This window comes from Bacteroidota bacterium (assembly GCA_038746285.1).
Taxonomy (GTDB): Bacteria; Bacteroidota; Rhodothermia; order Rhodothermales; family JANQRZ01; genus JANQRZ01.
On the sequence record JBCDKT010000015.1, the window covers coordinates 24,995 to 47,857 of the forward strand.

At 69.4% G+C, this 22,863-nt stretch carries 18 protein-coding genes; 7 read left to right on the plus strand and 11 right to left on the minus strand.

Annotated features, from left to right (window positions below):
• Nucleotides 1-21: 21 nt before the first annotated feature.
• From AAGI91_06835 to tsaD, 3 genes are all read right to left on the minus strand, one after another.
• Nucleotides 22-1,656, minus strand: coding sequence for a hypothetical protein (locus AAGI91_06835; protein ID MEM1042332.1), 1,635 nt, complete (start codon nucleotides 1,654-1,656; stop codon nucleotides 22-24).
• 56 nt (nucleotides 1,657-1,712) lie between these two features.
• Entirely contained in the window at nucleotides 1,713-2,768 is a 1,056-nt protein-coding gene (mltG, locus tag AAGI91_06840; protein ID MEM1042333.1) for an endolytic transglycosylase MltG, read from the minus strand.
• A gap of 121 nt (nucleotides 2,769-2,889) precedes the next feature.
• Nucleotides 2,890-3,924 carry a tRNA (adenosine(37)-N6)-threonylcarbamoyltransferase complex transferase subunit TsaD gene (gene tsaD, locus AAGI91_06845; GenBank protein MEM1042334.1) on the minus strand — a complete coding sequence of 345 codons (1,035 nt, stop codon included), beginning with the start codon at nucleotides 3,922-3,924 and terminating at the stop codon, nucleotides 2,890-2,892.
• Between the two features lie 85 nt (nucleotides 3,925-4,009).
• On the opposite strand from tsaD, the gene AAGI91_06850 reads away from it, so the two are divergent.
• Complete coding sequence (locus AAGI91_06850; GenBank protein ID MEM1042335.1) at nucleotides 4,010-5,551, plus strand: T9SS type A sorting domain-containing protein; 1,542 nt, start codon at nucleotides 4,010-4,012, stop codon at nucleotides 5,549-5,551.
• Between the two features lie 173 nt (nucleotides 5,552-5,724).
• Complete coding sequence (locus tag AAGI91_06855) at nucleotides 5,725-6,183, plus strand: DoxX family protein (GenBank protein ID MEM1042336.1); 459 nt, start codon at nucleotides 5,725-5,727, stop codon at nucleotides 6,181-6,183.
• 5 nt (nucleotides 6,184-6,188) lie between these two features.
• Here AAGI91_06855 and AAGI91_06860 read toward each other — a convergent pair whose 3' ends face one another.
• From AAGI91_06860 to AAGI91_06875, 4 genes are all read right to left on the minus strand, one after another.
• Complete coding sequence (locus tag AAGI91_06860; protein ID MEM1042337.1) at nucleotides 6,189-7,145, minus strand: T9SS type A sorting domain-containing protein; 957 nt, start codon at nucleotides 7,143-7,145, stop codon at nucleotides 6,189-6,191.
• A gap of 78 nt (nucleotides 7,146-7,223) precedes the next feature.
• Complete coding sequence (locus tag AAGI91_06865; protein MEM1042338.1) at nucleotides 7,224-8,012, minus strand: CPBP family intramembrane glutamic endopeptidase; 789 nt, start codon at nucleotides 8,010-8,012, stop codon at nucleotides 7,224-7,226.
• A 150-nt stretch (nucleotides 8,013-8,162) separates the two neighbouring features.
• Complete coding sequence (locus tag AAGI91_06870; protein MEM1042339.1) at nucleotides 8,163-9,263, minus strand: quinone-dependent dihydroorotate dehydrogenase; 1,101 nt, start codon at nucleotides 9,261-9,263, stop codon at nucleotides 8,163-8,165.
• Nucleotides 9,264-9,337: 74 nt separating this feature from the next.
• Nucleotides 9,338-12,499, minus strand: coding sequence for a peptidase S9 (locus AAGI91_06875; GenBank protein MEM1042340.1), 3,162 nt, complete (start codon nucleotides 12,497-12,499; stop codon nucleotides 9,338-9,340).
• A 756-nt stretch (nucleotides 12,500-13,255) separates the two neighbouring features.
• On the opposite strand from AAGI91_06875, the gene mrdA reads away from it, so the two are divergent.
• Together mrdA and rodA are read left to right on the plus strand one after the other, a co-directional pair.
• A complete protein-coding gene (gene mrdA, locus AAGI91_06880; protein ID MEM1042341.1) occupies nucleotides 13,256-15,115 on the plus strand; it encodes a penicillin-binding protein 2 in 1,860 nt (619 codons plus the stop codon).
• A gap of 49 nt (nucleotides 15,116-15,164) precedes the next feature.
• Nucleotides 15,165-16,436 carry a rod shape-determining protein RodA gene (gene rodA / locus AAGI91_06885; GenBank protein MEM1042342.1) on the plus strand — a complete coding sequence of 424 codons (1,272 nt, stop codon included), beginning with the start codon at nucleotides 15,165-15,167 and terminating at the stop codon, nucleotides 16,434-16,436.
• A gap of 32 nt (nucleotides 16,437-16,468) precedes the next feature.
• On the opposite strand, the gene AAGI91_06890 is transcribed toward rodA, so the two are convergent.
• Entirely contained in the window at nucleotides 16,469-16,927 is a 459-nt protein-coding gene (locus AAGI91_06890) for a hypothetical protein (protein ID MEM1042343.1), read from the minus strand.
• A gap of 318 nt (nucleotides 16,928-17,245) precedes the next feature.
• On the opposite strand from AAGI91_06890, the gene argS reads away from it, so the two are divergent.
• From argS to AAGI91_06905, 3 genes are read left to right on the plus strand one after another with little or no spacing between them, the layout of a single operon-like run.
• Nucleotides 17,246-18,988 carry an arginine--tRNA ligase gene (gene argS, locus AAGI91_06895; protein ID MEM1042344.1) on the plus strand — a complete coding sequence of 581 codons (1,743 nt, stop codon included), beginning with the start codon at nucleotides 17,246-17,248 and terminating at the stop codon, nucleotides 18,986-18,988.
• Nucleotides 18,985-19,554, plus strand: coding sequence for a hypothetical protein (locus tag AAGI91_06900; protein ID MEM1042345.1), 570 nt, complete (start codon nucleotides 18,985-18,987; stop codon nucleotides 19,552-19,554). The genes argS and AAGI91_06900 overlap by 4 nt, the downstream gene beginning before the upstream one ends.
• Before the next feature lie 4 nt (nucleotides 19,555-19,558).
• Entirely contained in the window at nucleotides 19,559-20,482 is a 924-nt protein-coding gene (locus AAGI91_06905) for a TPM domain-containing protein (GenBank protein MEM1042346.1), read from the plus strand.
• 46 nt (nucleotides 20,483-20,528) lie between these two features.
• Here the strand turns inward: AAGI91_06905 and AAGI91_06910 are convergent, their stop codons facing one another.
• The 3 genes from AAGI91_06910 to AAGI91_06920 all read right to left on the minus strand — a co-directional run bounded on the left by AAGI91_06910 (nucleotide 20,529) and on the right by AAGI91_06920 (nucleotide 22,826).
• Nucleotides 20,529-20,969: a hypothetical protein gene (locus tag AAGI91_06910; protein ID MEM1042347.1), complete on the minus strand. Its 441-nt coding sequence runs from the start codon at nucleotides 20,967-20,969 to the stop codon at nucleotides 20,529-20,531.
• Nucleotides 20,970-21,110: 141 nt separating this feature from the next.
• Entirely contained in the window at nucleotides 21,111-22,388 is a 1,278-nt protein-coding gene (locus AAGI91_06915; protein ID MEM1042348.1) for a cysteine desulfurase, read from the minus strand.
• An 84-nt stretch (nucleotides 22,389-22,472) separates the two neighbouring features.
• A complete protein-coding gene (locus tag AAGI91_06920; GenBank protein MEM1042349.1) occupies nucleotides 22,473-22,826 on the minus strand; it encodes an iron-sulfur cluster assembly protein in 354 nt (117 codons plus the stop codon).
• Between the last annotated feature and the right edge of the window lie 37 nt (nucleotides 22,827-22,863).

The following is a 22,863-nucleotide window of genomic DNA, read 5'->3' on the forward strand; positions in this document are numbered from 1 at the left end:
GTGCGTTCGGACCCCGCAGTGCTACGCCTCTGCCGGACGGGGAGCCGAGCCCCACGCCAGTGCGGGCCGCGTCAGCCGCAGACCAGGCAGCCGGCCGAGTGCTGCGTGAGCGAGGACCATGCCGGCGAGCGCCAGTACCGCATTCGGCACCGAGGCGAACGCCGCCACCTGGAGCATCAGGAAGGCGACCGCAGCCGGGATCGAGAGGAACAGCGGGACGAACCGTTCCGCGAACGAGAACCGGTCCGAGCGCTTCGAGAGCGGCGGCTCGCGGTGGAACAGCGCCTGCACCCGCGTCACGAGCGCGCACGTTCCGAGCCAGAAGCCGGCGTGGAGCAGAGCGTGGAACGGCGACATCGAGAGGCTGAGCAGGAGCGCGAGCGCCGCGTGCAGCGGCAGCAGCACCCGGAACACGAGCGCCGACTGCGCGCCGACCTGCAAGGCCCGCCCGCTTCGCATCGGGAGGACGCTGAACACCCACGCGGCGCGCTCGTGGGCCGAGAACTGGAGCGCCTGCACGAGCGTCTGCGCGCTGAAGAGCAGCACGACGAGCACGGAGAGGTGCATCTGGACGGCCTCCTCCATCAGCACGTTCTGCGCGCCCCACACGAAGAGGTCGCCGAGGCCGTCCTGCCACCAGCCGAAGACGCCGAAGAGGAAGGCGAGCAGGGCGGCGGGCCACACCCGGCCGCGCATCAGCCGGTCGCTCCGCAGCGCGGCGACGGTGAGGCCGAACGCCGCCCGCGCTTCCGGGGCGCGGACGACTAGGCGCTCCCACCGGTTCGGGGCGAGCTGCCCAGCACGCTCCTTGTTGCCCAGCGCCTCGCTCGCCGCCGTCCGCTGGAAGAGGGCGAAGTAGCGCCGGGGAAAGACCAGGCTGAAACAGGCGACGAGCACGGCCGCGAGCGCCACCAACAGCGCAGCGTCCGCCGCGCTACTGCCGAGCCAGAGCCCGCCGAGCACCCAGCTCGGCGGCCACCACGCGGCATCGACCACCAGGTCGGACTGCGTCCCGATCCACTGGTAGCCCACGACGAGTGCGCCCACGAGCAGCGCCCGCCCGGCCCCGAGCACCGGCTTGAGCGCGCGCGGCGGGAGCGCGAGCGTCAGGCCCCAGATGCCCGCGAGCGCCGCGAAGACCACCCCGAAGACCATCGCCACGAAGAGGCCACCCGCTGCGAGGGCCACCGCTACTCCGCTGTGCCAGCCGACGAGGACCGCCAGCGGCAGCGCCGTCGAGACGCCCACGACGCCCGCGAAAAGGCCGATGTTGACGAGCCGGGCGACGTAGTGCGTCGCCTCCGTCGCCGGCAGCGTCAGCGCCCAGGCGTGGTCGCGCGGCCGCCCCATCAGGTCGTCGTAGGTGCCGACCACGGCGAAGCACGCGAGCACCGTCGCGAACGACAGCCCGACGAAGAGTACCGTCTCGGTGTGGGCCGCGTGCGGCAGGAGCGAGACGGCGAGGATCAGCGACGAGACCCCGTAGGAGACCACCGTCATCGCGGCACGCGAGAACCGCGCCGCCCCCGTCTTGGGGTGCCGGAGGTCCAGCGTGAGCTGCGCCTCGACGAGCGCGCGAACCTGGTCCCAGTTGACGGCCCCAGTGAGTCGGTGAGTCGAAGAAGAGACAAGAAAATCAGCCAGGCCGCCGCGCAACGCACCAACGGTTCGCTGTCTTCTGTTCGCCGTCTTCTGTCTTACTGTCCTCTGTCTCACCGTCCTCCGCCCTCCGACCGCCGGCGCTCGCGCATCAGGGCGCGGTACCGTTCGGCGGCGTTGTTGTGCTCGCGGAGCGTCCGGCTGAAGACATGGTCTCCGTCGCCGGTGGCGACGAAGTAGAGGTAGTCGTGCTCCTCGGCGTCCAGGACGGCGCGGACCGAGGACTCGGATGGGTTGTTGATCGGGCCGGGCGGGAGGCCGTCGATGAGGTAGGTGTTGTAGGGGTGCGGGAACCGGTAGTCGGCGAAGAGCAGGCGACGCATCCGGCCGCCCTCCTCCTGCATCAGCGCGTACTGCACCGTCGGGTCGGCCTGGAGCCGCATGCGCCCGGCGCGCGTCCGGCCGAGCAGCCGGTTGAGGTAGACGCCTGCGATGCGGGGCCGCTCCTCACGCTGCCGCGCCTCCCACTCCACGATCGACGCCAGCGTCACCACCTCGTCGCGGCTGAGGCCGAGGGCGTCGGCCTTCGTCTGCATGTCGTCCGTCCAGAAGCGGTTCCACTCCCGCTTGAGCCGCCGGACCGCCCCGCGCTCGTCAGTCGTCCAGTAGAGGTCGAACGAGTTGGGGCGCATGTAGCCGAAAAGGTGCGCCGTGTCAGTCCCAAGCTCGGCGGCGAGGTCGGGGTCGGCGAGGGCTTCGACGACGGCGGCGGAGTCGGCGTCGAGGTCGCGGCGGAGGACGGCGGCGAGGACGGCGGGGCGCGTGCCGGGCGGGACCGTCACCCGCACCGGGTCCTGGCGGCCCGCGCGGATCTTGCGAAGGATGTCCCAGTTGCGCGCGCCGGCCTCGAAGCGGTAGTAGCCCGGCTTGAGCTGCCGGCCCCAGCCCGTCAGCGTCGCCGCCCACTCGAACGATGCCGAGGAGGCGAGCAGGCCCGCGCTGCCCAGCGAGTCGGCGATCACCTCAAACGACGCGCCCTGCGGCAGCTTCGTCCCGCGGAATCCGTCGTAGTCGGGCGTGTTCGGCATAAAGAGGAGCCAGTAGACGGCGAGGGCACCGACGAGGCCGAGCGCGAGCGCGGCCAGGGCGAGGCGAATCAGCAGCTTCATAGGCGCGAGGGGAGGCCGGGCATAAATCCTGCCAGCCGGGCAGAGAACCGGTGGCGGCCGGAGAGTGGGACGTGGCGCGTCGCCGAAGGACGGGTAAACGCCGCCGGGGGGCCTGCGAGTTTCACCCTGAGACGGCCAGCGCCGGGGCCGCTGCGAGGTCCAGCGTGCTCTCGATCCCCGCTGCCCACTTCCGGTGCCCCGCCACCGCAATCATCGCCGCGTTGTCCACCGAGTACGCCGGTTTCGGGATGAAGAGGCGGAGCCCCTCGGCCTCGGCCATCACCTGCGCTTCGCGCCGAAGCTGGCTGTTAGCCGAGACGCCCCCGACGACGGCGACCGCCTCGACGCCCGCCGCGCGCGCCGCGTCGCGCAGCGCCCCGACGAGCACGTCCACGACCGCCGTCTGGAAGCTCGCCGCGATATCCGGCAGGTAGTCCGCGAGCAGGGCCTCCCGCTCGGCGTCGGAGAAGCGATTGAGGTAGTAGAGCACCGCCGTCTTGATGCCGCTGAACGAGAAGTCGAACGGCCCGTCCGGCCCGCCGAGGCGGGTGCGGGGAAAGTCCTGAAACGCCGCATCGCCCTCCCGAGCCAGCTTGTCGATCACCGGCCCGCCGGGGTAGCCGAGGCTGAGCATCTTCGCCACCTTGTCGAAGGCCTCGCCCGCCGCGTCGTCGCGCGTCGTCCCGAGTACCTCGTGGCGAAAGCCGTCCTGGACGAGCACGAGTTGGGTGTGCCCGCCCGAGACCGTCAGGCAGAGGTAGGGGAGCGGCGGGTACGGCTCCTCGATAAAGACCGAGTAGAGGTGCCCCTCCAGGTGGTTCACCCCGACGAGCGGAATCCCGAGGCCGAGCGCGAGCGCCTTCGCAAACGACAGCCCGACGAGGAGCGACCCCGCTAGCCCAGGACCATACGTCACCGCGACGGCGTCGAGGTCGTGCTTGGCCACGCCCGCCTCGCCGAGTGCCGCCTCCACGACGGGCACGACGAGGCGCTGGTGCGCCCGGCTCGCCAGCTCCGGCACGACCCCGCCGAATCGTCCGTGGACGGCCTGGCTCGACACGATGCTCGACTGCAACGCGCCGCCCGCGACGACGGCTGCGGCCGTGTCGTCGCACGAGGATTCGATGCCGAGGAGGATGGGCGAGGCGAGGGGCATGGCGGAGAAAATAGCCCCCGCGCTTGCCGAAGTGCACGCGCGTCCGTATCTATGGAGCTAACGACACGAATATGGAGACCCGCCAATGCGACTGGTTACCGCTTTTTTCCTGCTTACGCTCTGCGCCGGCTCCCTCGTCGCCCAGCCTTGCGACCCGGCTGCCACGGAGGAAGCCTGCGCCGACACCACCGACTGGAAGCGCTACTTCCCCCTCGAGGTCGGCAACGTCTGGCACTACTACGAGGACCTCACCGAGGAGCCGGAGAACCGCTGGAGCTGGTCGATCACCGGCGAGGCCGAGGCGGGCGGCGAGACCTACGTTTCGCTCGAACGCTGCGACGACAACGCCGCCGGGGCTGCCGTCTGCGAAGCACCCGTGCTGCTCCGCTACGACGACGAGCACGACATGATCGTCCGCCGCACCGAGAGCGGCGACGTGTGGTGGCGCCAGCTCCCATGCCTACTCAGCGCCGACTTTAACGTGGGCTACGCGTGTACCGGCCCGGGTACCGGGGACGTGGCGTTCAGCTCGGTCTTCGGCGCATACGGAGCAACGAGGCCCGTGCCGCCCGATGTCCTGTCCGGCGATACGGAGAAGGACTTCGTCAAATTCCCCGGCACAGGCGCGGTGCTGTACGCGGGCCTCGGGGCGACCGCCTTCCCCATCGAACTACAGGGCAACGCACCGAAACTCGTGTATGCCCATGTCGGCGGCGAGCAGGTCGGCACGCCCGCCTTCGCCTCGTGCGACCCGACCGACCTGGAAGACGACGAAGTCTGCCCCGACACGACCGACTGGCGGCGCTACTTCCCGCTTGAAGTCGGCAACCAGTGGCAGTACGAGTACGAGGGATTCTGCAACGGTGTCTTCACGTGCAAGACTGGCCAAGAGGTCGTCGGCACGGAACGCATCGAGGGCGTCGACTACTTCCTGATCCGCTCCTGCGAAGTTGACGACGGTACCAGCGAGGTCTCCTGTTCCGACCCGGTCCCCCGGCGCTACGCCGAGGAGGGCGACCCGGTGGACGATCCGCGCCTCATCACGCCTTGCCTGTTCGACCTTCCGTTCAACTTCCAGGACGAAGTAGCGTGTTCAGAGGTACCAGAGGCCGCCTGGTTCACGTCGGGGCGCTACGGCAGCACGTTCGGTCTTGACGAAGGGCCAAGCCTTCAAGGCACGGTGAAGGAGATAGGCAACATCGGGGCGTTCGCGACCTACTTCGCAGGCATCGGGCAGACCCGCTACCTAGGCGATGGAAATCTGTTCGGGACGAATTTAGTCTACGCCCAAATCGGTGGGGTCGAATACGGCACTCCTGCTTTCGCCTTCCCGACTTCCGGCGAGGGCGAGGCTGCGCCGCTGGCCTCCGGCTTCACCTCGCTCTTCCCGAATCCGTCCAGCAGGACGGCGACCGCTCGCTACACGCTCGGCGCGGCGCAGGTGGTGACGCTGGAGGTCGTTGACCTCCTCGGGCGGCGCGTCCACACGGTCGAGGCCGGGCCGCAGACTGCCGGTGCGCACGAGGTCGCGGTCGAGACGCAGGACCTGCCGGCGGGCGTGTACCTGCTCCGGCTGCGCGGCGGCGAGGGCGTGCTGGCCGTGCAGCGCCTGTCGGTCGTGCGCTGAGCAGAGGACGCCGGAGACCGCAGCGAGGGCAGGGACGCAGCGCAACGCGTCCCCGCCCTCGCCGTTTCTGCTCGGTGCCAGCACCCACCGCGGCCGCGCTTTCGGCGAGTGAACCTCGGCGGCGGTTCCGCGTGCAGAGGCCCGTCTCTCATCACACCACCACCTCTCGCCCGATGAAACGCATCCACCACCTTCTGATCGGCGGGGCTGGGGGCGCGGACGCCGTGGCCGACGCCGGTCTGCTCGTGCTCCGGCTCACAGCGGGCCTCGCGATGGCCTTCGCGCACGGCCTCGGCAAGGTCCCGCCGGCTCCCGGCTTCGTCGAGCTGACGGCCGGCCTCGGCTTCCCGCTGCCAGGTCTCTTTGCCTGGGCGGCCGGCCTCGCCGAACTCGCTGGCGGCCTCTTGATCGCCGTCGGGCTGCTGACCCGGCCGGCGGCGTTTTTCCTCCTCTTCACGATGGGCGTCGCCTTCTTCCTCCAACACGGCGGCGACCCCTTCGGCGAGCGCGAGATGGCGTTCCTCTACGGCGCATTCTCGCTCACGCTGCTCCTGACCGGAGCCGGGCGCTTCAGCCTCGACGCGCTCCTGCAGAGCCGGGTCCGCCGCAGCGGCGAGCGGTTCTTCCGGTAGGCCCGCTACCGGGCAAGCGTCACGCGGCGGGTCTCGGCGAAGCCTTCGCCGGTGGCGCGCACGACGTACACCCCGGCAGGCAGCGCGCTGGCGTGGAAGGTGAAATGATGCTCCGCCGCCGCGAGCGGCCCGTCGTGGAGCGTAGCGACCTCGCGCCCGAGGAGGTCGAAGACCGCCACCGTCGCCCGGCCGTCGGATGAAACCGTCAGCGCGAACGAGGTCGAGGTCGCAAACGGGTTCGGGTAGGCGGCTTCGAGGACCGGCGACGCGGATGCTGTCGCCGCATCGGCCGTCAAGATGGGGTCCGAAGGTATTGGTTGGCTATTGCCGTTAGGGTAACCGTTGGGGTAAATAGTGTAGTTCGGTTCGAGTGCGTCGAAGCGCGGATCATCCTCATAGGTAGCGATGGCGTCTCCGAGCGTCGTCCCTGATATCTCGACGAGGTAGCTGTAGAAGTTCTCTTCAACGACGCGTGCGTTCAGCGCTTGTCCCACGTCCCGCACGTCGGCAAGCGTGACCCCATCGGCGAGGAAGACGTCCAACTGGCCGCCGAGGTAGCGACGGGCGAGGAACGACGCCTCAGCCGGGACTAGCTCCATGTTCCAGCCGAAATAGGCGCGGATGGTCTGCCGCCCCGTCGTCTCCGGCACGCCGTGGACGTTCGGCGCGATCTCCCACACCCAGGTCCGCGACGCGTTCGGCGCGAACGTGAAAGGAAGTTCAGCCGCGGCGCACTGCTGAATTCCGGGCAGCGGCCCGTAGTCGATGTTGGCCGGGATATTTGGGCACCCAATGACGAACGTGATCGGCTCGTCGGTCGTGTTGGTGATCGTGTAGCGGAACGTGATGGTCTCGCCGTAGCGGTAGGCCCTCCGGTCCGTCTCGGCGGAGGATACGAGGCCGTCCTGCGCAAAGGCAGGGGCGACGAGGGTGAGAAGTAAGAGCAGGAGCAGAGCACGCATACCGGATACCGTTCGGGAGAAGAGGAAGCCTGACACCGAGTATAGGGGGGCGCGCTCTCTTTTCCAAACGAACCGCTGTTAGCTGCCAAGTCCGCGCAGCGCCTCCAAGAAGGCCGCGGGCCCGATCCCGCTCGCGCCGGTGCGGAGGCGGAGCGTGCAGAAGAGGTCGATCAGGAGCATCTGCACGGCGTGGAGCGGGACGGCGATCCAGAAGCTCCGGCACCGCCACACGAGCGCGCCGAGGGCGAGACCGCCGAGGATCGAGAGGTACGCCTCGGCCGCCGGCTTGCCCACGTGGAGGATCGCAAACGGCACCGTCTGCACGACGACCGCGAGGTAGCCGAACGCCGGGGCCGTCCCGAAGAGCACGAACCCCCGCCACAGGTACTCCCACCCGATCCAGTAGAAGATGTAGAGCAGCTCGTAGAGCACGAACGTCTGCCAGTCCGCCGACGCGGTGCGGAGGTGCGGGTAGGTCGACTGAAACGCCGGGTCCGCCGAGAGCACCCACGTCCCGAGCGCGACGACCGGCACGTAGAGCCCGCCGATCAGCGACGCCAGCCGCCAGTCGCCCAGCCCGAGGCCGATCTCGGACGGCTTCCGCTTGAAGAAGACCACCAAGAGGGCGACGGGAACGACGAAGCCAAGCACGCCCTGCGTCACGAACCGCCACGCCCACGACCCCAGCCCCAGGTGCTCCGGCGCGACCGTCTCAGCAAAGGTCTCGCGGAAGAACCCCCGGCTCCCGATCTGCGAGTGCAGGATCACGAGCGCCGCTGCCGCGACGAGCACGACGGCCGCCTGCCGGTCGATCCCGGCCACCTGCTCGCGGAGCAGCGCCCATTCCTGTTTCAGTCGGTCACGCATCGGGACGGTGGGACGGAGGACGGTGGGACCGAGGACGGTGAGACAGAGGACGGTGCGCGAGATCGGAAGGCGAAGCTACCGAGGCCGCCGCGCTCCGCGCCAACCGTGTAGGGGCGCAGCACGGCTGCGCCCGCCTAGAGGACTCGCCGCTCATGCTGCTGTCCCCACGGCCTCGCCGACAGAGGCGAAGCCGTCAGTCTCCAGCAGCCGCACGAGGCCTCGGTTAATTCGGCCGACCAGCCCTGGGCCCTCGTAGACCAAGCCGGTGTAGACCTCGACGAGCGAGGCCCCGGCGCGGACCATCCGGTAGGCAGCCTCGGGCGAGTCCACGCCGCCGACGCCGATGATCGGGCGGCGGCCCTCGGTCCGGCGGTAGAGGTGGCGGACGAGCGCCACCGAGCGCGCCGCAAGCGGCCGGCCGCTGAGGCCGCCGCGCCCCATCGCCTCCAGCCGGGCGGCGGCGGTCCGCAGTCCGGCGCGGTCCGACGCTGTGTTCGTCGCCACGAAGCCCGCCACGCCGTGGCCCAGCGCGATGTCGACGAGCGTGTCGACGGGTCCAGAGTCGAATGCCACGTCGGCAGGGGGCGAGAGCTTGACGAGGACGGGCACCGCGAGGCCGAGGGCTGTGCGCTCCGCCATCACCGCGCCCAGCAGCCCGTCGAAGGCCGCCGGCTCCTCGAAGGTCTTGCCCTCGGCCGTGTTAGGGCACGAGACGTTGAGCGCGACATACTCCGCCAGCGGCGCGAGGCGGCGGAAGCTGTGGAGGAAGTCCTCGGTCGCGGCATCGCCCAGGATCGACGGGTCGTGCGTCTTGGCGAGGTTGATCCCGAGCGGAACTGGCCGCGCCCTGCGCTCTGCGCGCAGCCGCGCGGCGACGGCGTCGGCCCCCTCGTTGTTCAGGCCCATCCGGTTGACGAGCGCGCGGTCCTCGGGCAGCCGGAACGCCCGCGGCGTCGGGTTGCCGTCGCTCGGGTGCGCCGTCACCGAGCCCACCTCGGCAAACCCAAACCCGAGCGCCGCCCAGGCTCCGACGAGCGCCGCGTTCTTGTCGAACCCCGCCGCCAGCCCGACGGGATTGGCGAACTCGCACCCCCACAGCCGCTGCCCCAGCGCCGCGTCCGCGACTCGGAAGGGGCGGAGCAGCGCCGGAGCTACTCCCGCCAGCCGCGCCCCCTGCATCGCCGCGCCATGCGCCGTCTCGGTGCCGAGCCGGAAGAGAAGCGGACGGAGATATCGGTAGACCGAGGACAGAAGACGGAAGACGGTTGGATCGCCCGAAGATAGCGCTCGTGTGTCCTCCGTCTACTGTCTTCCGTCCTCCGGCCCTACCAGCCCGGTGAGAAGTTCAGGCCCCAGACGGTCGGCGTGCCCTGGCGCGAGAACGGGACGGCGTAGTAGACCTCCAGGATGAGCGCGCCGAGGACGTTGACGCGGGCCGAGGCCCCGGCGCTGTAGACCGGCTTCGCTGCCGAGAACGGCCGCCCGAGTTCGCCGCCCACCCCGAAGAACCGGTCCTGGGTCTGGCCCCAGGCCAGCCCGGCATCGGCGAAGAGCGTTAGCTCGGTCGGGAGGTAGGGGAAGTTGACGAGGCCGAACTCGCTCGTGCCGAAGAACGGGAGGCGGACCTCGGCGCTCGCCACGCCGATGCTGCTGCCGAAGAGGCGGTCCTGGAGGAAGCCGTCTAGGTCGCGCTCCTGCTGCGAGGTAAACCGGTAGCCGCGCACGAGCGTGCCGTAGCCGAGGTAGAGCGGGAAGAGCTCGCCGCTGCTGGCGTCCGAGCCGTAGCGCCCGTAGTGGAGCACGCGGGCAGCGAACGTGAACGGCCGCGCGAAGAGGTAGCGCCGGTAGTCGGCCGTGGCCGTCAGGTAGTTGAGCGAGCCGACCGTCCCGTCCAGCCCGAAGCGGTAGCGACCGCCGCGCACCGGCGACGTGAACCCGAAGAACGAGTAGTCGCCGACGAAGGCCCCGCCGCCCTCGGCGAGGTAGAGCGCGTCGTCGCGGAAGCCGATGTCCGCGCCGTCGATCCCGCGCCGGCCCCCCTGCCGGAAGCCGCCGCTAACGCGCTCGATGTCGTTGTACTCGTAGTCGTAGCCGATGCGGCGGACACCGAGGTTGCCCTCCAGGCGGCGCGTCTGCGAGAGCGGGTACGCCGCCAGCCCCGACACCTGCGTAAGGTAGATCCGGCGGAAGAAGAACGTATCGAAGCCCGTGTCCGGGTCGTCGCCGACGCCGAGCACCTGGAGGAACGGGATGTGCGAGGCGGACCCGCCCCAGTTGAGGCGGCGGCGCTGGTTGAGGTAGAACACCTGGCCGCCGATGTCCTTGAACGACCCGTTGGCCTGGATCGAGGCGCCGACGATGTTGTTGCCGAGCACGTCGGAGAAGCGCATCGCGATCCCGCCGCCCACGCCGAAGCCGTAGAACGGGTCGTAGCCCGCGCCGACCGTCGGCTGCGTCACGAAGTCGAGCCCGAGCTTCGGCTTGTAGGCCGTGTCGGGGAAGTCGCGCGTGCCCGGCAGGCCGGTCGTCTTGTCGGCGAGGTAGCCGTCGACCTTGCTCCGGCCGAGCGCGTCCACCGGCGGCAGCAGCCCGGCGATCGCCACGCCCCCGTCCTCGACCGGAGCCGACGGCGCGGCGTCCGACAGCGGCGTGCCCTGCGCCTGGGCCGCGTCGAGCGTGTAGACGTTGTAGCTCTGCGCCTCGAAGACGGAGAACATCACCGTCCCAGACTGCGCGGCCACCGACAGCGTCGGCGAGAGGTCGGTGATGCCGCTGATGCCGGTGGCGACGTCGGTCACCTGGAAGACCTCGCCCGAGGCGAGCGCGGTGCGGTAGACGTTCGAGAAGCCGCCCTGGTCGGCGACGAAGTAGAGACTCTCGCCGTCGGGGCTGAACTGCGGGTTGATGTGCTTGGCCCCCTCGAAGAGCGACAGCAGCTCGATCTCGCTCGTCCCGAGGTCGAACAGCGCGAGGCGCGGCGCGGCCGTGGCGATGCGGTCGAAGGAGGTCCCCGGCCCGCGGTCGGTGGCGAAGGCGAGCGTCTGGCCGTCGGGGCTCCAGGCGGGCTGGAGGTCCATGTAGCGGTCGTTGGTGAGCTGCCGCGCCGTCCCGCCCTCGACGTTGACCAAGTAGAGGTCGCTGAGGCCGCCCTTGATGCCGGTGAACGCGATCTGCCGCCCGTCCGGGCTCCACACCGGGTCCTTGATCGCCCCGATGTCGGTCACGCGGATGCGCCGCTCGATCTCGCGCGTCTCCACGTCCAAGACGGCGATCTCGTTGTCGCCCTCGACGAAGACGACGAAGGCGAACTTCTGCCCGTCCGGGCTCCACGTCCCGGCCGAGTTGATGAACCGGAGCGCGTCGAGGTGCCCGTCGCTCGACACGTCGCCGAGCTTGCGGAGCACCTCGCCGGTGCGGGCGTCGGCCAGGAAGAGGTCGATCCCGAACAGGTCCTGGTCGGAGAGGTAGGCCACGTAGCGCCCGTCCGGGCTGGCGACCGGGGAGACGTTGACGTTGCCGCCGTCGAGTTCGCGGGCGAGGAGGCGGCGGCCCGCCATCGCCGTCACGCCGAGCGAGTCGAGCCGAGCCTCAAGCTCCACGATGTCGACGCGGTTCTCGTTGATGTAGGGCGGGGCCTCCTTGTTCGCCATGAACGGCGTGTAGGTCTCGGCCACGGCCCGTCCCCAGCGCGCGCCGAGCGAGTCCGGCGTCAGCCCCGTCACGCTCACGATGGCCGAGTCGAGCGGCATCGCGAGCGAGGTCTTGAAGAGGTTGACGGCCCCCTCGTCGCCGTAGGTGCCGCCGACGTAGGCCCAAAACGCCTGGCCGTAGCGGTAGGGGAAGTAGCGCGGGTCGCGCGAGAGCTGCTCGAGCGTCGGGAAGGCGTCGCGGAGGACGGCGTCGCGCATCCACATCGCCGTGTGCACGTCCTCGCGCCCGACCGAGAGGTACTCGGCGAAGCCCTCGACGATCCACAGCGGCAGCCGGATGAAGTTGGCGAACGTGCCGCCGCGCTGCGACATGTCGTACTGGAACTGGTGGACGAGCTCGTGCCCGAGGACGTGGTCGGTGTCCTCGTACGAGCCGGTGAGCGGCATCACGATCCGCTGCTTGAAGCCCTCCGTCACGCCGCCCGTGCCCTGCCCGATCTGGCCGCTGATGACGTTCGTCTGCTGGAAGTCCGCGTCGTCGGCGTAGAGCACGATCGCCTTGCGCTCGTCGAACTCGTGGTCGAGGATCGCCGAGAGGCGGGTGTACCAGCGCTCGGCCATGCGGGCGGCGTCGCGCACGCCCTGCTCCTCCTCGGGGTAGTAGTAGATGTCGAAGTGCTCGGTCTCGAGCACGCGGAAGTCGAAGTCGTCGTACTGGACCTTGTTGCGGCCGAAGTACTGCGCCGCCGCCTGCTGCACCGGCGCAGCGAGGAAGAGCGCGACTGCGAAGAGCGTGAGGGACCGGAGACCCGCGAGTCGGAGGGCCGATGCGTTCATAATGCCAGGAGTCAGCGGTGCCGCGCGGTGCGGCACCAGGAACGAAGGTGTGTCTGCGTAGCCGGGCACAAGGCGGCGGCGAGTAACAAAGGGGATCGAGAACTGCCCTCCGAGGCGAACGGCTGGCCGGTGCGGCCGCGCTGGTGAGTAACGATGTACCCTAAATATGGGGCTAGGGTCCTTCGGGAACCAGACAAAGCCGCTGGACGGGAAGCAGCAGGCGGTGACCGGTGGAGAGCCGGCCCTGAGCCGGCGCGGATTGCCCGGCGGGTGTCGGCCTCGTCACGGAATCAACGGACAGAGACTGGGGAACGTGCCCACCGGAATGTCAAAGATGTGTAACAGACGAATCCGCGCAGCACTGGTGGCGTGTAACCGAGCGTTCGGCAAGCCCGACTCTTCCCTCGAGCAAGACCAGCAAAGCCCTGAACTCCTGCCACAACGCACTCAAAGACTTCCGGCCCCTCGGAGTCATCCCGGACCCCGATCCGGGGCCCACCGGCTGGCTTCACCTGTGGGTCCCCACCGGAGCCTGTCCTGAGCGCAGCCGAACGGGCGGGGATGACGAATACAGAGGCCGGGAGCTTGAGAGCGTTGCATGAGGCGCACCTCAACGCCTGCCCCCCGACTGTCCTCGTCGCCTCACCGTTAAAGGGAGAACGCTGCTCCCACCGTTTCTAAATGTCGCTATCGTTGCGGACGAACGGCGGCGCTCGCCCGTTCTCCCCTTCGACCCTCGACCAGCGCGTGCACGCGATGAAACCCGACCTCCTCGCCGTCCAGGAAAAGAGCGGCCTCCGGCTCGCCATCTTCTCCGGCCTCGTCGTGATCCTGCTGGGCCTGCTCTCGGTCCGGCTCGTGCAGATGCAACTCCTCGACCGGGGGCAGTACAGCGACGAGGCCCTCGCCAACTCCGTCGACCAGAAGGTCGTCGGCCCGGCGCGCGGGCTGATCTACGACCGCAACGGCATCCTCCTCGTCGACAACGAGCCGATCTACTCGCTGACGCTCGCGCCGCGCTACTTCGAGCGCGAGAAGCTCGGCCTGCTCGCCCGCCTCGCCGGGGTCCCGGACTCGCTCGCCGAGGCGAAGTACGACGAGATCCGCGACTACTCCTCGTTCAAGAGCTCGCTCTTCCTCAAGGACATCCCGTTCCAGGCGTTCGCCCGCGTCAAGGAGGAGAGCTGGCGGCTGCCGGGCGTCGGGTTCGAGATCGCACAGAAGCGCGGCTACCACACCGAGGCCCGCGCGAGCCACGCTCTCGGCTACGTCCGCGAGATCACCGACAGCCAACTGGAGCAGCGCCGCCAGGAAGGTTACCGCCTCGGCGACATCGTCGGCCAGACCGGGATCGAGGAGTCCTACGAGACCGTGCTCCGCGGGCGGCCGGGGCGCGAGTTCGTCCTCGTCAACGTCCACGGCATGGAGGTGATGCCGTTCGAGGAGGGGACCGAGGACATCGACCCCCAGAGCGGCTACGAGCTCCACCTCACGCTCGACGCCAAAGTCCAGGCCCTCGCCGAGAGCCTGATGGTGAACATGCGCGGCGGCGTCGTCGCCCTCGACGCCCAGGACGGCGGCATCATCGCCATGGCGAGCGCGCCGGACTACGACCCGACCAAGTTCGCCGGGCGGCTCAGCCAGGACTTCGTCGACTACATCTACCGCAACGAGGCCAAGCCGCTCTTCAACCGCGCCACCCAGAGCAGCCAGCCGCCGGGCTCGACCTGGAAGCCGTTCATGGCGGCCGTCGCCCTGGAGGAGGGGATGATTACCGAGGACACCGACCTCTACTGCGGCGGCGGCTACGTCCTCGGCGGGCGGCTCTTCAAGTGCCACGGCGGCTCGCACGGCAACATCTCGGTCAAGCGCTCGATCCAGGTCTCGTGCAACACGTTCTACTTCCGCCTGATGAACGACCGGATTGGCGGGAAGCGCCTCGACCTCACGACCTGGAGCAACTGGGCGCGGCGCTTCGGCTTCGGCACGCTCGCCCCGCTCGACTTCCCGGACCAGCGCCCTGGCCTCATCCCGGACTCGTCCTACTTCGACCGCATCTTCCCGCACGGCTGGGGGCCGGGCGTGACGATCAACCTCGGCATCGGGCAGGGCAACATGGGGACCACCCCGCTCCAACTCGCCCGCCAGACCGCCGCGATCGCCAACGGCGGCCGCCTCGTCACGCCGCACCTCGTCGGTCACCAGCTCGACACCGAGACCGGCGAGCGGGTCGAGCCGAGGCACAGCGCCCGGTCGATCCCGATCTCGGACGAGAACCTCGACATCGTCCGGCGCGGGATGGAGCTCGTCGTCGAGGCCGGTACGGCGCGGCGCGCGCAGATCGAGGGGATCGCCGTGGCGGGCAAGACCGGGACGAGCCAGAACCCGCACGGCGAGGACCACTCCGTCTTCATCGCCTACGCCCCGGCCGACGACCCCCAGATCGCGGTCGCCGCGATCATCGAGAACGCCGGCTACGGCTCGACAGCGGCGGCACCGATTGCGAGCCTGCTGATCGAGCAGTACCTCACCGGCGAGATCGGCCGCCCCGGCCTCGTCGAGTTCACGCGCGCCCAGCGCAGCGAGCCCATCGAGAACGCAGTTGAGGAAAGGTAATCTTCCGTAGGGGCGCAGCATGCTGCGCCCCTACCGTGAACGCATCCACATGAACCGCACCTGGTACAAGAACATCGACTGGAGCACGATGCTCGCGTGGTCGGGCCTCGTGGCCGTCGGCCTGACGGCCATCTACAGCGCCACGCATGGCCCGGCCTCCGAGTTCTTGCTGGACTCGGTGCAGCGCAACTTCGACCGGCAGTTCACCTGGTTCGCGATCTCGGCGGTGGCGTTCTTCGTGATCCTGCTGATCCCGGCGCGGTTCTGGGACCGGGTCTCGTACCCGGCCTACGCCGTCGTGATCGCGCTCCTGGTGGCGACGCTGCTCTTCGGGCGCGTCGTCAACGGGGCGAAGGCCTGGCTGTACGTCGGGCCGTTCGGGCTGCAGACGGCGGAACTGGCGAAGATCGGCACCCTGATGGCGGTGGCGAAGTTTCTGGCCTCGAAGCAGGCGCGCACCGGGCGGCTCCGCTACACGCTCGTCGCGGTCGGGATCGTCCTCCTCCCGGTCGTCATCATCATCGCGCAGAACGAGACCGGAACGGCGTTGATCTTCTTGGCGATGATTCCGTTCGTGCTCTTCTGGGGCGGCGTCCCGCTCTCGCTGATGGCGCTCATGGTGGCTCCGGCCGTCGCGGGCTACCTCGCCGTCGTCCAGAACGACGCGGCCTTCCCGCTCTACGTGCTGATCTTCGCGCTCCTCTTCACCGCTGCCATCCTCGCCACGACGCGCGACAAGTGGTGGAGCGCCGCGGCGTTCGCCTTCACCGGCGTCTTCGGGATCGCAGCGTGGCTCGGGCTGACGCAGATCCTCAAGCCGCACCAGGTCAGCCGCATCATCGCCTTCACCAACCCCGAGGCCTTCGCCTCGACGACCGGCTACCACGTCATCCAGTCGAAGGCCGCGATTGGCTCGGGCGGGCTGCTCGGCAAGGGCTACATGCAGGGCACCCAGACCCAGCTCGCGTTCATCCCCGAGCAGTCGACGGACTTCATCTTCACCGTGATCGGCGAGGAGTTTGGGTTCCTCGGGACGATGACCGTGCTCGCGCTCTTCGGGTACCTGCTGATCCGGCTGGCTTCGCTCGGAAGCTGGGCGGCGCACACCTTCATCAAGGTCTTCGCCGCGGGCGTGGCCGGCATCTTCCTGACCCACGTCATCATCAACGTCGGAATGACGATCGGCGTGGTGCCGGTGATCGGGATTCCGCTGCCGCTGGTGTCGTACGGCGGCTCGGCGCTGCTCGCCAACACGATCCTCGTGGCGATGGCGGTCAACCTCTACGCCCGCCGCGACGAGTTCTCGATCTACAGGTCTTGAGGTTGAACGTAGGGGCTTGACTAATCAAGCCCCTACTCGCGCTCGTAGACCGTCCGCCGCCCGCGCGGGTCGGTGAAGACGAGGCGGCCGTCGCTGCGGATCTCCAGCGTGGCTTCGCCCGGCAGGTCGTCGAAGGTGAGGGCGTTGCCGGTGACTTGGCCGTCGTAGTATTCCGGCTGGGTGCCCGCCCGGCGGTCCTCGCCGGAGAGGATGGCGGCCCCGCCGCGCTCAACGGTCAGCCGCCGGACCAGCATCCCGCTCCGCAGGTCGGTGTCGGCGTCGGGCTCGTCTAGGGCCCCGACCGCGGTCCACTCGCCGGTGATCGAGACGCTCCCGATGAGCACATCGGCGCTGCTCGCGGCGTCGGCAGGGGGCGCGGGGTCAGGCGGTGGCTCGGAGGCTGGCACGCCGCCGCCGCCGACGCGAGGCGAGGAGGTCGAACCGCAGCCGGCGAGGACGAGGGCGAGGAGGAGGAAGGCGAAGAGGCGCATGGCAGCAGCGAGGTGACGAGAGCGGTAATCTACATCCGAGCCCCGCGCGGCGGCAGCGAATTCATTGAAACCTGCGTGCCGGCCTCGGGAGGCGGCCCCCATCGCCCGGACGCCGGTGCCTATCATTTGAGAGACTGCTCGGCAAGCTCACTTTAGACAGGTATGTCATCCTGAACTTGGTTCCCTGCAGGGAGGCTTCGCGTTCAGGATCTCCAAGCCTCGTCTCAGATCCCGGATCGGGGTCCGGGATGACAAAGTTAGGAAGCGTGGCAGTCTCAACTTGCCAGAGGACTGAGTCCTTGTTTGTCCCGACGTCTCATGACCGAGTATCTCACCCAGCTTGTCCGCGCGGCCCTGGCGGGTCTCCCGGACCTGCCCGACGACTTCGACCCGGCGGCGTTCGAGGTCGAGTTCCAGACGCCCGCGCAGCCGGAGCACGGCGACCTCGCCACGAACGCCGCGATGCAGCTCGCCCGCCCGCTCCGCCGCGCCCCTCGGCAGATCGCCGAGGCGCTCGTTGCCGGTCTCGATCTCGACCCCGAGCGCGTGGCCGCCGTCGAGATCGCCGGGCCGGGGTTCATCAACTTCCGCTTCGCCGACGCCTACCTCACGAGCGGCATCGCGGACCTCTTGCAGCAGGGCATCGATTACGGCCGCGCCGAGCCGACCGGGCAGACGGCGATTGTCGAGTACGTCTCGGCGAATCCGACCGGGCCGCTGACGGTCGGGCACGGGCGCAACGCCGTCCTCGGCGACACCGTCGCCAACCTCCTCGACTGGTCGGGCTACACGGTCACGCGGGAGTACTACTTCAACGACGCCGGCCGCCAGATGCGCGTCCTCGGCGAGAGCGTCCGCGCCCGCTACGAAGCGCTCGCCAATCCCGACACGCCGACCAAGACCCTCGACGACGGCACCCTCGTCCCGGAGCGGTTTCCCGATGACGGCTACCGGGGTGCCTACATCATCGACATCGCCCAGGACCTCGTGGACGAGCATGGCAACGGGCTGATGGAGGCCGTCCGCTCCGACGATACCGGCCCGTTCCAGCAGGCCGCGCAGACCGCCATCTTCGCCGACATCGAGGCGACGCTGAAGCGGCTCGGGGTCGAGATGGACGAGCACTTCAACGAGCGCTCGCTCTACGACAACGACGCCGTCTGGGAGGCCGTGGCGAACCTCCGCGAGCAGGACCTCGCCTACGACAAAGATGGAGCCATCTGGTTCAAGACGGGCGCGCTCGGCAAGACGGTGACGAACGAAGACGGCGAGGACCAGCCCGTCGACACCGTCCTCGTCAAGTCGTCCGGCGAGCCGACCTACCGGCTGCCCGACATCGCCTACCACCTCGACAAGCTCTCCCGTCCGGTAAACGGACGGCGCGGCTTCGACCGGGTCGTGGACATCTTCGGGGCCGACCACATCGCCACCTACCCCGACGTGCTCCGCGGCGTCGAGGCCCTCGGCGGCGACGCCTCCAAGATCGACGTCGTCGTCTACCAGTTCGTGACGCTCGTCCGCGGCGGGACGCCGGTCAAGATGAGCACGCGGAAGGCGACTTTCGTCACGCTCGACGACCTCATCGACGAGGTCGGGCCGGACGTGGTGCGGTTCTTCTTCCTCATGCTCAGCCCCGGCACGCACCTCAACTTCGACCTCGACCTGGCGAAGGAGGCGGGCGAGAAAAACCCGGTGTTCTACCTCCAGTACGCCCACGCCCGCATCCGCTCGATTGAGCGCAAGGCCGAGGAGACCGGCGTCGCGGTCACCGACACGCCGGACTGGAGCCTCCTCGCGCACGAGAGCGAGACGGCGCTGATGAAAGAGCTCCTCCGCCTGCCCGAGCGCATCGCGGACGCCGCCGCCCGCTACGAGCCGCACCGCCTGGCGACCTACCTCCGCGACGTGGCGACCGCCTTCAACGCGTTCTACCGCGACTGCCACATCGTCGGCGAAGCGCCGGACCTCGCGGCGGCCCGCCTCGCCCTCGCGCGGGCAGCCCGGATCACGCTCGCGGGCGGCCTCGACGTGCTCGGCATCACCGCACCGGAGCAGATGTGATGACGCTCGCCTTCGACGGAACGCCTGGTGCCAAAGCCGCCGCGCTCGCGCTCGCGCCCGAAGCCGACCTGCTCGCCCTCACCCGTGGGGAGCGGGTGATCGATACCCTCGCGTCGGGCGAGGCCGAGCGCGGGATGGTCACCGTGGAAGACGGCATGGCGGGGAGCGACATCGGGGTGCTGGACGCGCTGCTGGAGACCGAGGCCGTCCGCATCGTCGGCGAGCGGTGGGAGCCGGCGGACGGTAGCGCGGCCCGCGCCTGGCTGATCGCCCCGGCGGGCACCGCGCCGGGCGGTCCGGCTACCAAGACGACGCTCGTCCTCACCCCGAAGACCGAGGTGCCGAACGCGCTCTTCCGCAGCCTGACCGCGTTCGTCGGCCGCCGGCTCGCAGTCTACAACGTGGTCTCGCGCCCGCGCCCCGGTCAGCCGGGCGCGTACCGCTACCTGGTCGACATCGAGGGCGACGCCGAGGCCGAGCCGCTGGCCTCCGCCCTCGTTGACCTCGGGGCGCTGAACGACTCCGTGCGCGTCCTCGGGTCGTATCCGGGTCACACGCCAGCGTGAACCGATGCGCCGCCTGCCCATCCTCGTGCTGCTCGCCGCCTGCGCCGCCCACGCGCAGCCGGCGGTGCCGGCCCTTACCGGGCGCGTCGTGGACCGCGCCGAGGTGCTCGACGCTGCCACCGAGCAGGCCCTCGCCGACCAGCTCGAAGCGCACGAGGAGGCCACGAGCAACCAGGTCGTCGTGTTGACGATCCCGTCGCTGGAAGGCGAGTCGGTCGAGCGCCTGGCGGACGAGGTCTTCAACACCTGGGGCCTCGGGCAGGCCGACCTCGACAACGGCGTCCTCGTCCTCATCGCCCGCGACGACCGCGAAATGCGGATCGAGGTCGGCTACGGGCTGGAGGGCGACCTGACCGACGCGCAGGCGGGCCGGATCATCCGCGGCGACTTCGTCCCGGCCTTCCGCAGCGGCGACTACGACGGCGGCACGCTCGCCGGGGTCACCTCCATCCTCGGCACGATTGAGGGTACCTACGAGCCGGCCGACGGCGGTGGAGGCAGCGAGGACATTCCCTGGTTCGTCCGCCTCATCTTCGGCTTTACGCACGTCCTGATCCCGGCGGGGATTGCGACGATGACGCTGTTCACGCCGGGGTGCGTGCGGTATTTCACCTTCCTGTTCTTCCTCGCCTTCATCGGGGTTGGCAGCATCTTCGTCTTCCCGATGCCCTACGGGTTCGCCGTAGGGCCGACGTTTCTGGTGCTCTGGCTCGCGGCGGACATCTATATGAGTCGGTCGCCGACGTGGCGGGCCAAGCGCGAGGAGGTTCGCGAGCGGACGAAGAAGGGCTTGAAGACGAAGGTGAGCATCGGCGGGCTGTCGTTCAGCGTCGGCGGCCGGTCGAGCAGTAGCGGGGGGGCGTCCGGCGGCGGGTTCAGCGGGGGCGGCGGCTCCTCCGGCGGGGGCGGCGCGTCGGGAAGCTGGTGAGGGGAGGTGCGAGCGACGAGTGACGAACGACGAATGAGCAGCAGGCTCAGTCGCAGCCGGTGACTTTGAGGCGGAGACCGTCGGGGTCGTGGAGGATCAGCGTGTCGTGCCGCTCGGTGTAGCCGACGGCCTGGGTGTTGAGCCGGGCGCGGAGGGCGTGCCAGGAGCGCTTCGGCAGCCGGAAGCTGAGCTGGCTGACCGACTCGCTCGTGCGCGCGGCGTCGCCCGGCGTCTCGACGAGTTCGATCATGTCGCGCCCCTCGGCGTCGATCAGCACGGCGCGGAGCCGGTCAATGTGGAGCGGGTGGCGCTCGACGGTCCGGAGCGAGAGACCGAGCGTGCCGGAGTAAAAGTCCAGGGCCTCCTCGAAGCGCGGCGTGATGACGCGGACCGGCCCGAGCCAGACGGTCGAGGACGGGTTGCGGATCGCCCGTTCGAGGATTCGCTCGGGGGAAGTGAGGGAAGACGTCGCGGGTACGTGGCCCATGAAGGCAAGGCGCAGGATGAAACAGGTCGATGGACCGGAGCGGGCAGAGTCTATGCCAGCCCAGACAGACCCTGTTCAGGCCAAGTCAGCGTAACGGGTCCAGGCCGGGACTATCCGCAGAAGCCCCGGAGTGCTGCCCCGTCAACCGGCTGAGACCGTGCGCCGCCGCGTGAGTGTCTCATGCGCGACCTGGAGCGCCTCGGCGAGCCGGTCGGCGTCGGCGAGGGGGTTATAGACGTAGGCACTCGCCCTGAGCGAGGTCGCGGGGTAGGCACCGCCCCCGGCGAGGTGGGCGTGGAGCGGCATCGTGCAGTGGTGACCGGCGCGGCACATCACGCCCTGCGCGTCGAGGAGCACCGCGAGGTCATGCGGGTGGAGCCCCTCCAGCTGGAGCGCGACGATCCCGCCCTCGGCCTCGTGCTCGCCAGGCGGCCCGATGAGGCGGACCCCCGGGATCGCTCGGATCTGGCGGGTCGCGTACCGTCCCCAGGCGCGCTCGTAGGCTGCCACGGCCGCCATCCCGGTCTCGTCTTCGTAGCTCAGGCTGGTGAGGTAGTCGCACGCCGCCGCAAAGCCGACGGCCCCGGCCGCGTGCGGCGTCCCCGCCTCGAAGCGCAGGTACCCGTCGAGGTAGTCCGAGCCCTCGACCGCGACCGTGCGGATCATCCCGCCCCCGGTCTGATAGACCGTCATCGCCTCCAACACCTCGGGCCGGGCCACGAGCGCGCCGATGCCGGTCGGGCCGAGCATTTTGTGGGCACCGAAGGTGAGCGCGTCGCAGTGGAGGTCGGCCAGGTCCACGGGCCGCGTCGGGACGCTCTGCGCGCCGTCGAGCACCGTGAGGGCCCCGACCGACTGCGCGGCGGCGAAGACCTCGCGCACCGGGTTTTCGATACCCAGCACGTTCGAGACGTGGGTCATCGCCACGAGCTTCGTCGCTGGGCCGATGAGGTCGAGTGAGGCGTCGGCGTCAATCGTGCCGTCGGCCTGGAGCGGGAGGAAGCCCAGCGTGGCACCCGTCCGCTTCGCCAGTTCCTGCCACGGGAGGAAGTTCGAGTGGTGCTCTTGCGGCGAGAGCAGGATCTCGTCGCCCGGCCCGACCCGCTCCTCGCCCCACGACCGCGCCACGAGGTTCAGCCCCTCCGTCGTCCCCCGCGTAAAGACGACCGACTCCGCGCTCGCGCCGACGAACGCACCGACCGTCCGCCGCGCCTGTTCGTAGAGATCCGTCGCCCTCGCGCTCAGCTCGTAGACGCCCCGGTGGACAGGGGCGTTCTCGAAGGCGTAGAACCGGGCGATCCGGTCCACGACCGCCTTCGGCTTGAGCGAGGTCGCCGCCGAGTCGAGGTAGCACGGGCGCTCGCCCTCGGGCACATCGAGGAGCGGGACCTCAGAAGGTGAAAGCGGGAGGCTTGGCATCGGAGGATTGAATGATTGGAGGATCGGAAGAGCGAGGAGTACCGGCGATCACTCCCTCAATCCTCCGGTCCCTCATCCCCTCAATTACATGAACCCTAGCGTCATCTTCGCCTCGGGGGTCATGTAGTCCGGGTGGTAGGGCGGGGCGAAGGTGATGTCCACCTTGCAGCCGCGCACCTCGGGGATGTGGGAGACCTTCTCCTGCACCTCGGCGGGCATACTCTCGGCGGCGGGGCAGTTCGGGGCCGTAAGCGTCATCTTGATGTAGACCTCGTTGCTGTCGTCCACGTCGATGAGGTAGATCAGCCCGAGGTCCCAGATCGGCACCGGAATTTCGGGGTCGTAGATGCCCTTGAGCACCTCCACGACCTGCGCCCCGATGGGGCCGAAGTCCTGCTCGCGGTCGAGCGGCGAGTCGAGCGGTTCGAAAGGATCCATTGTATCGGGGGATTGAATGACCGGGGGATGGGAGAGT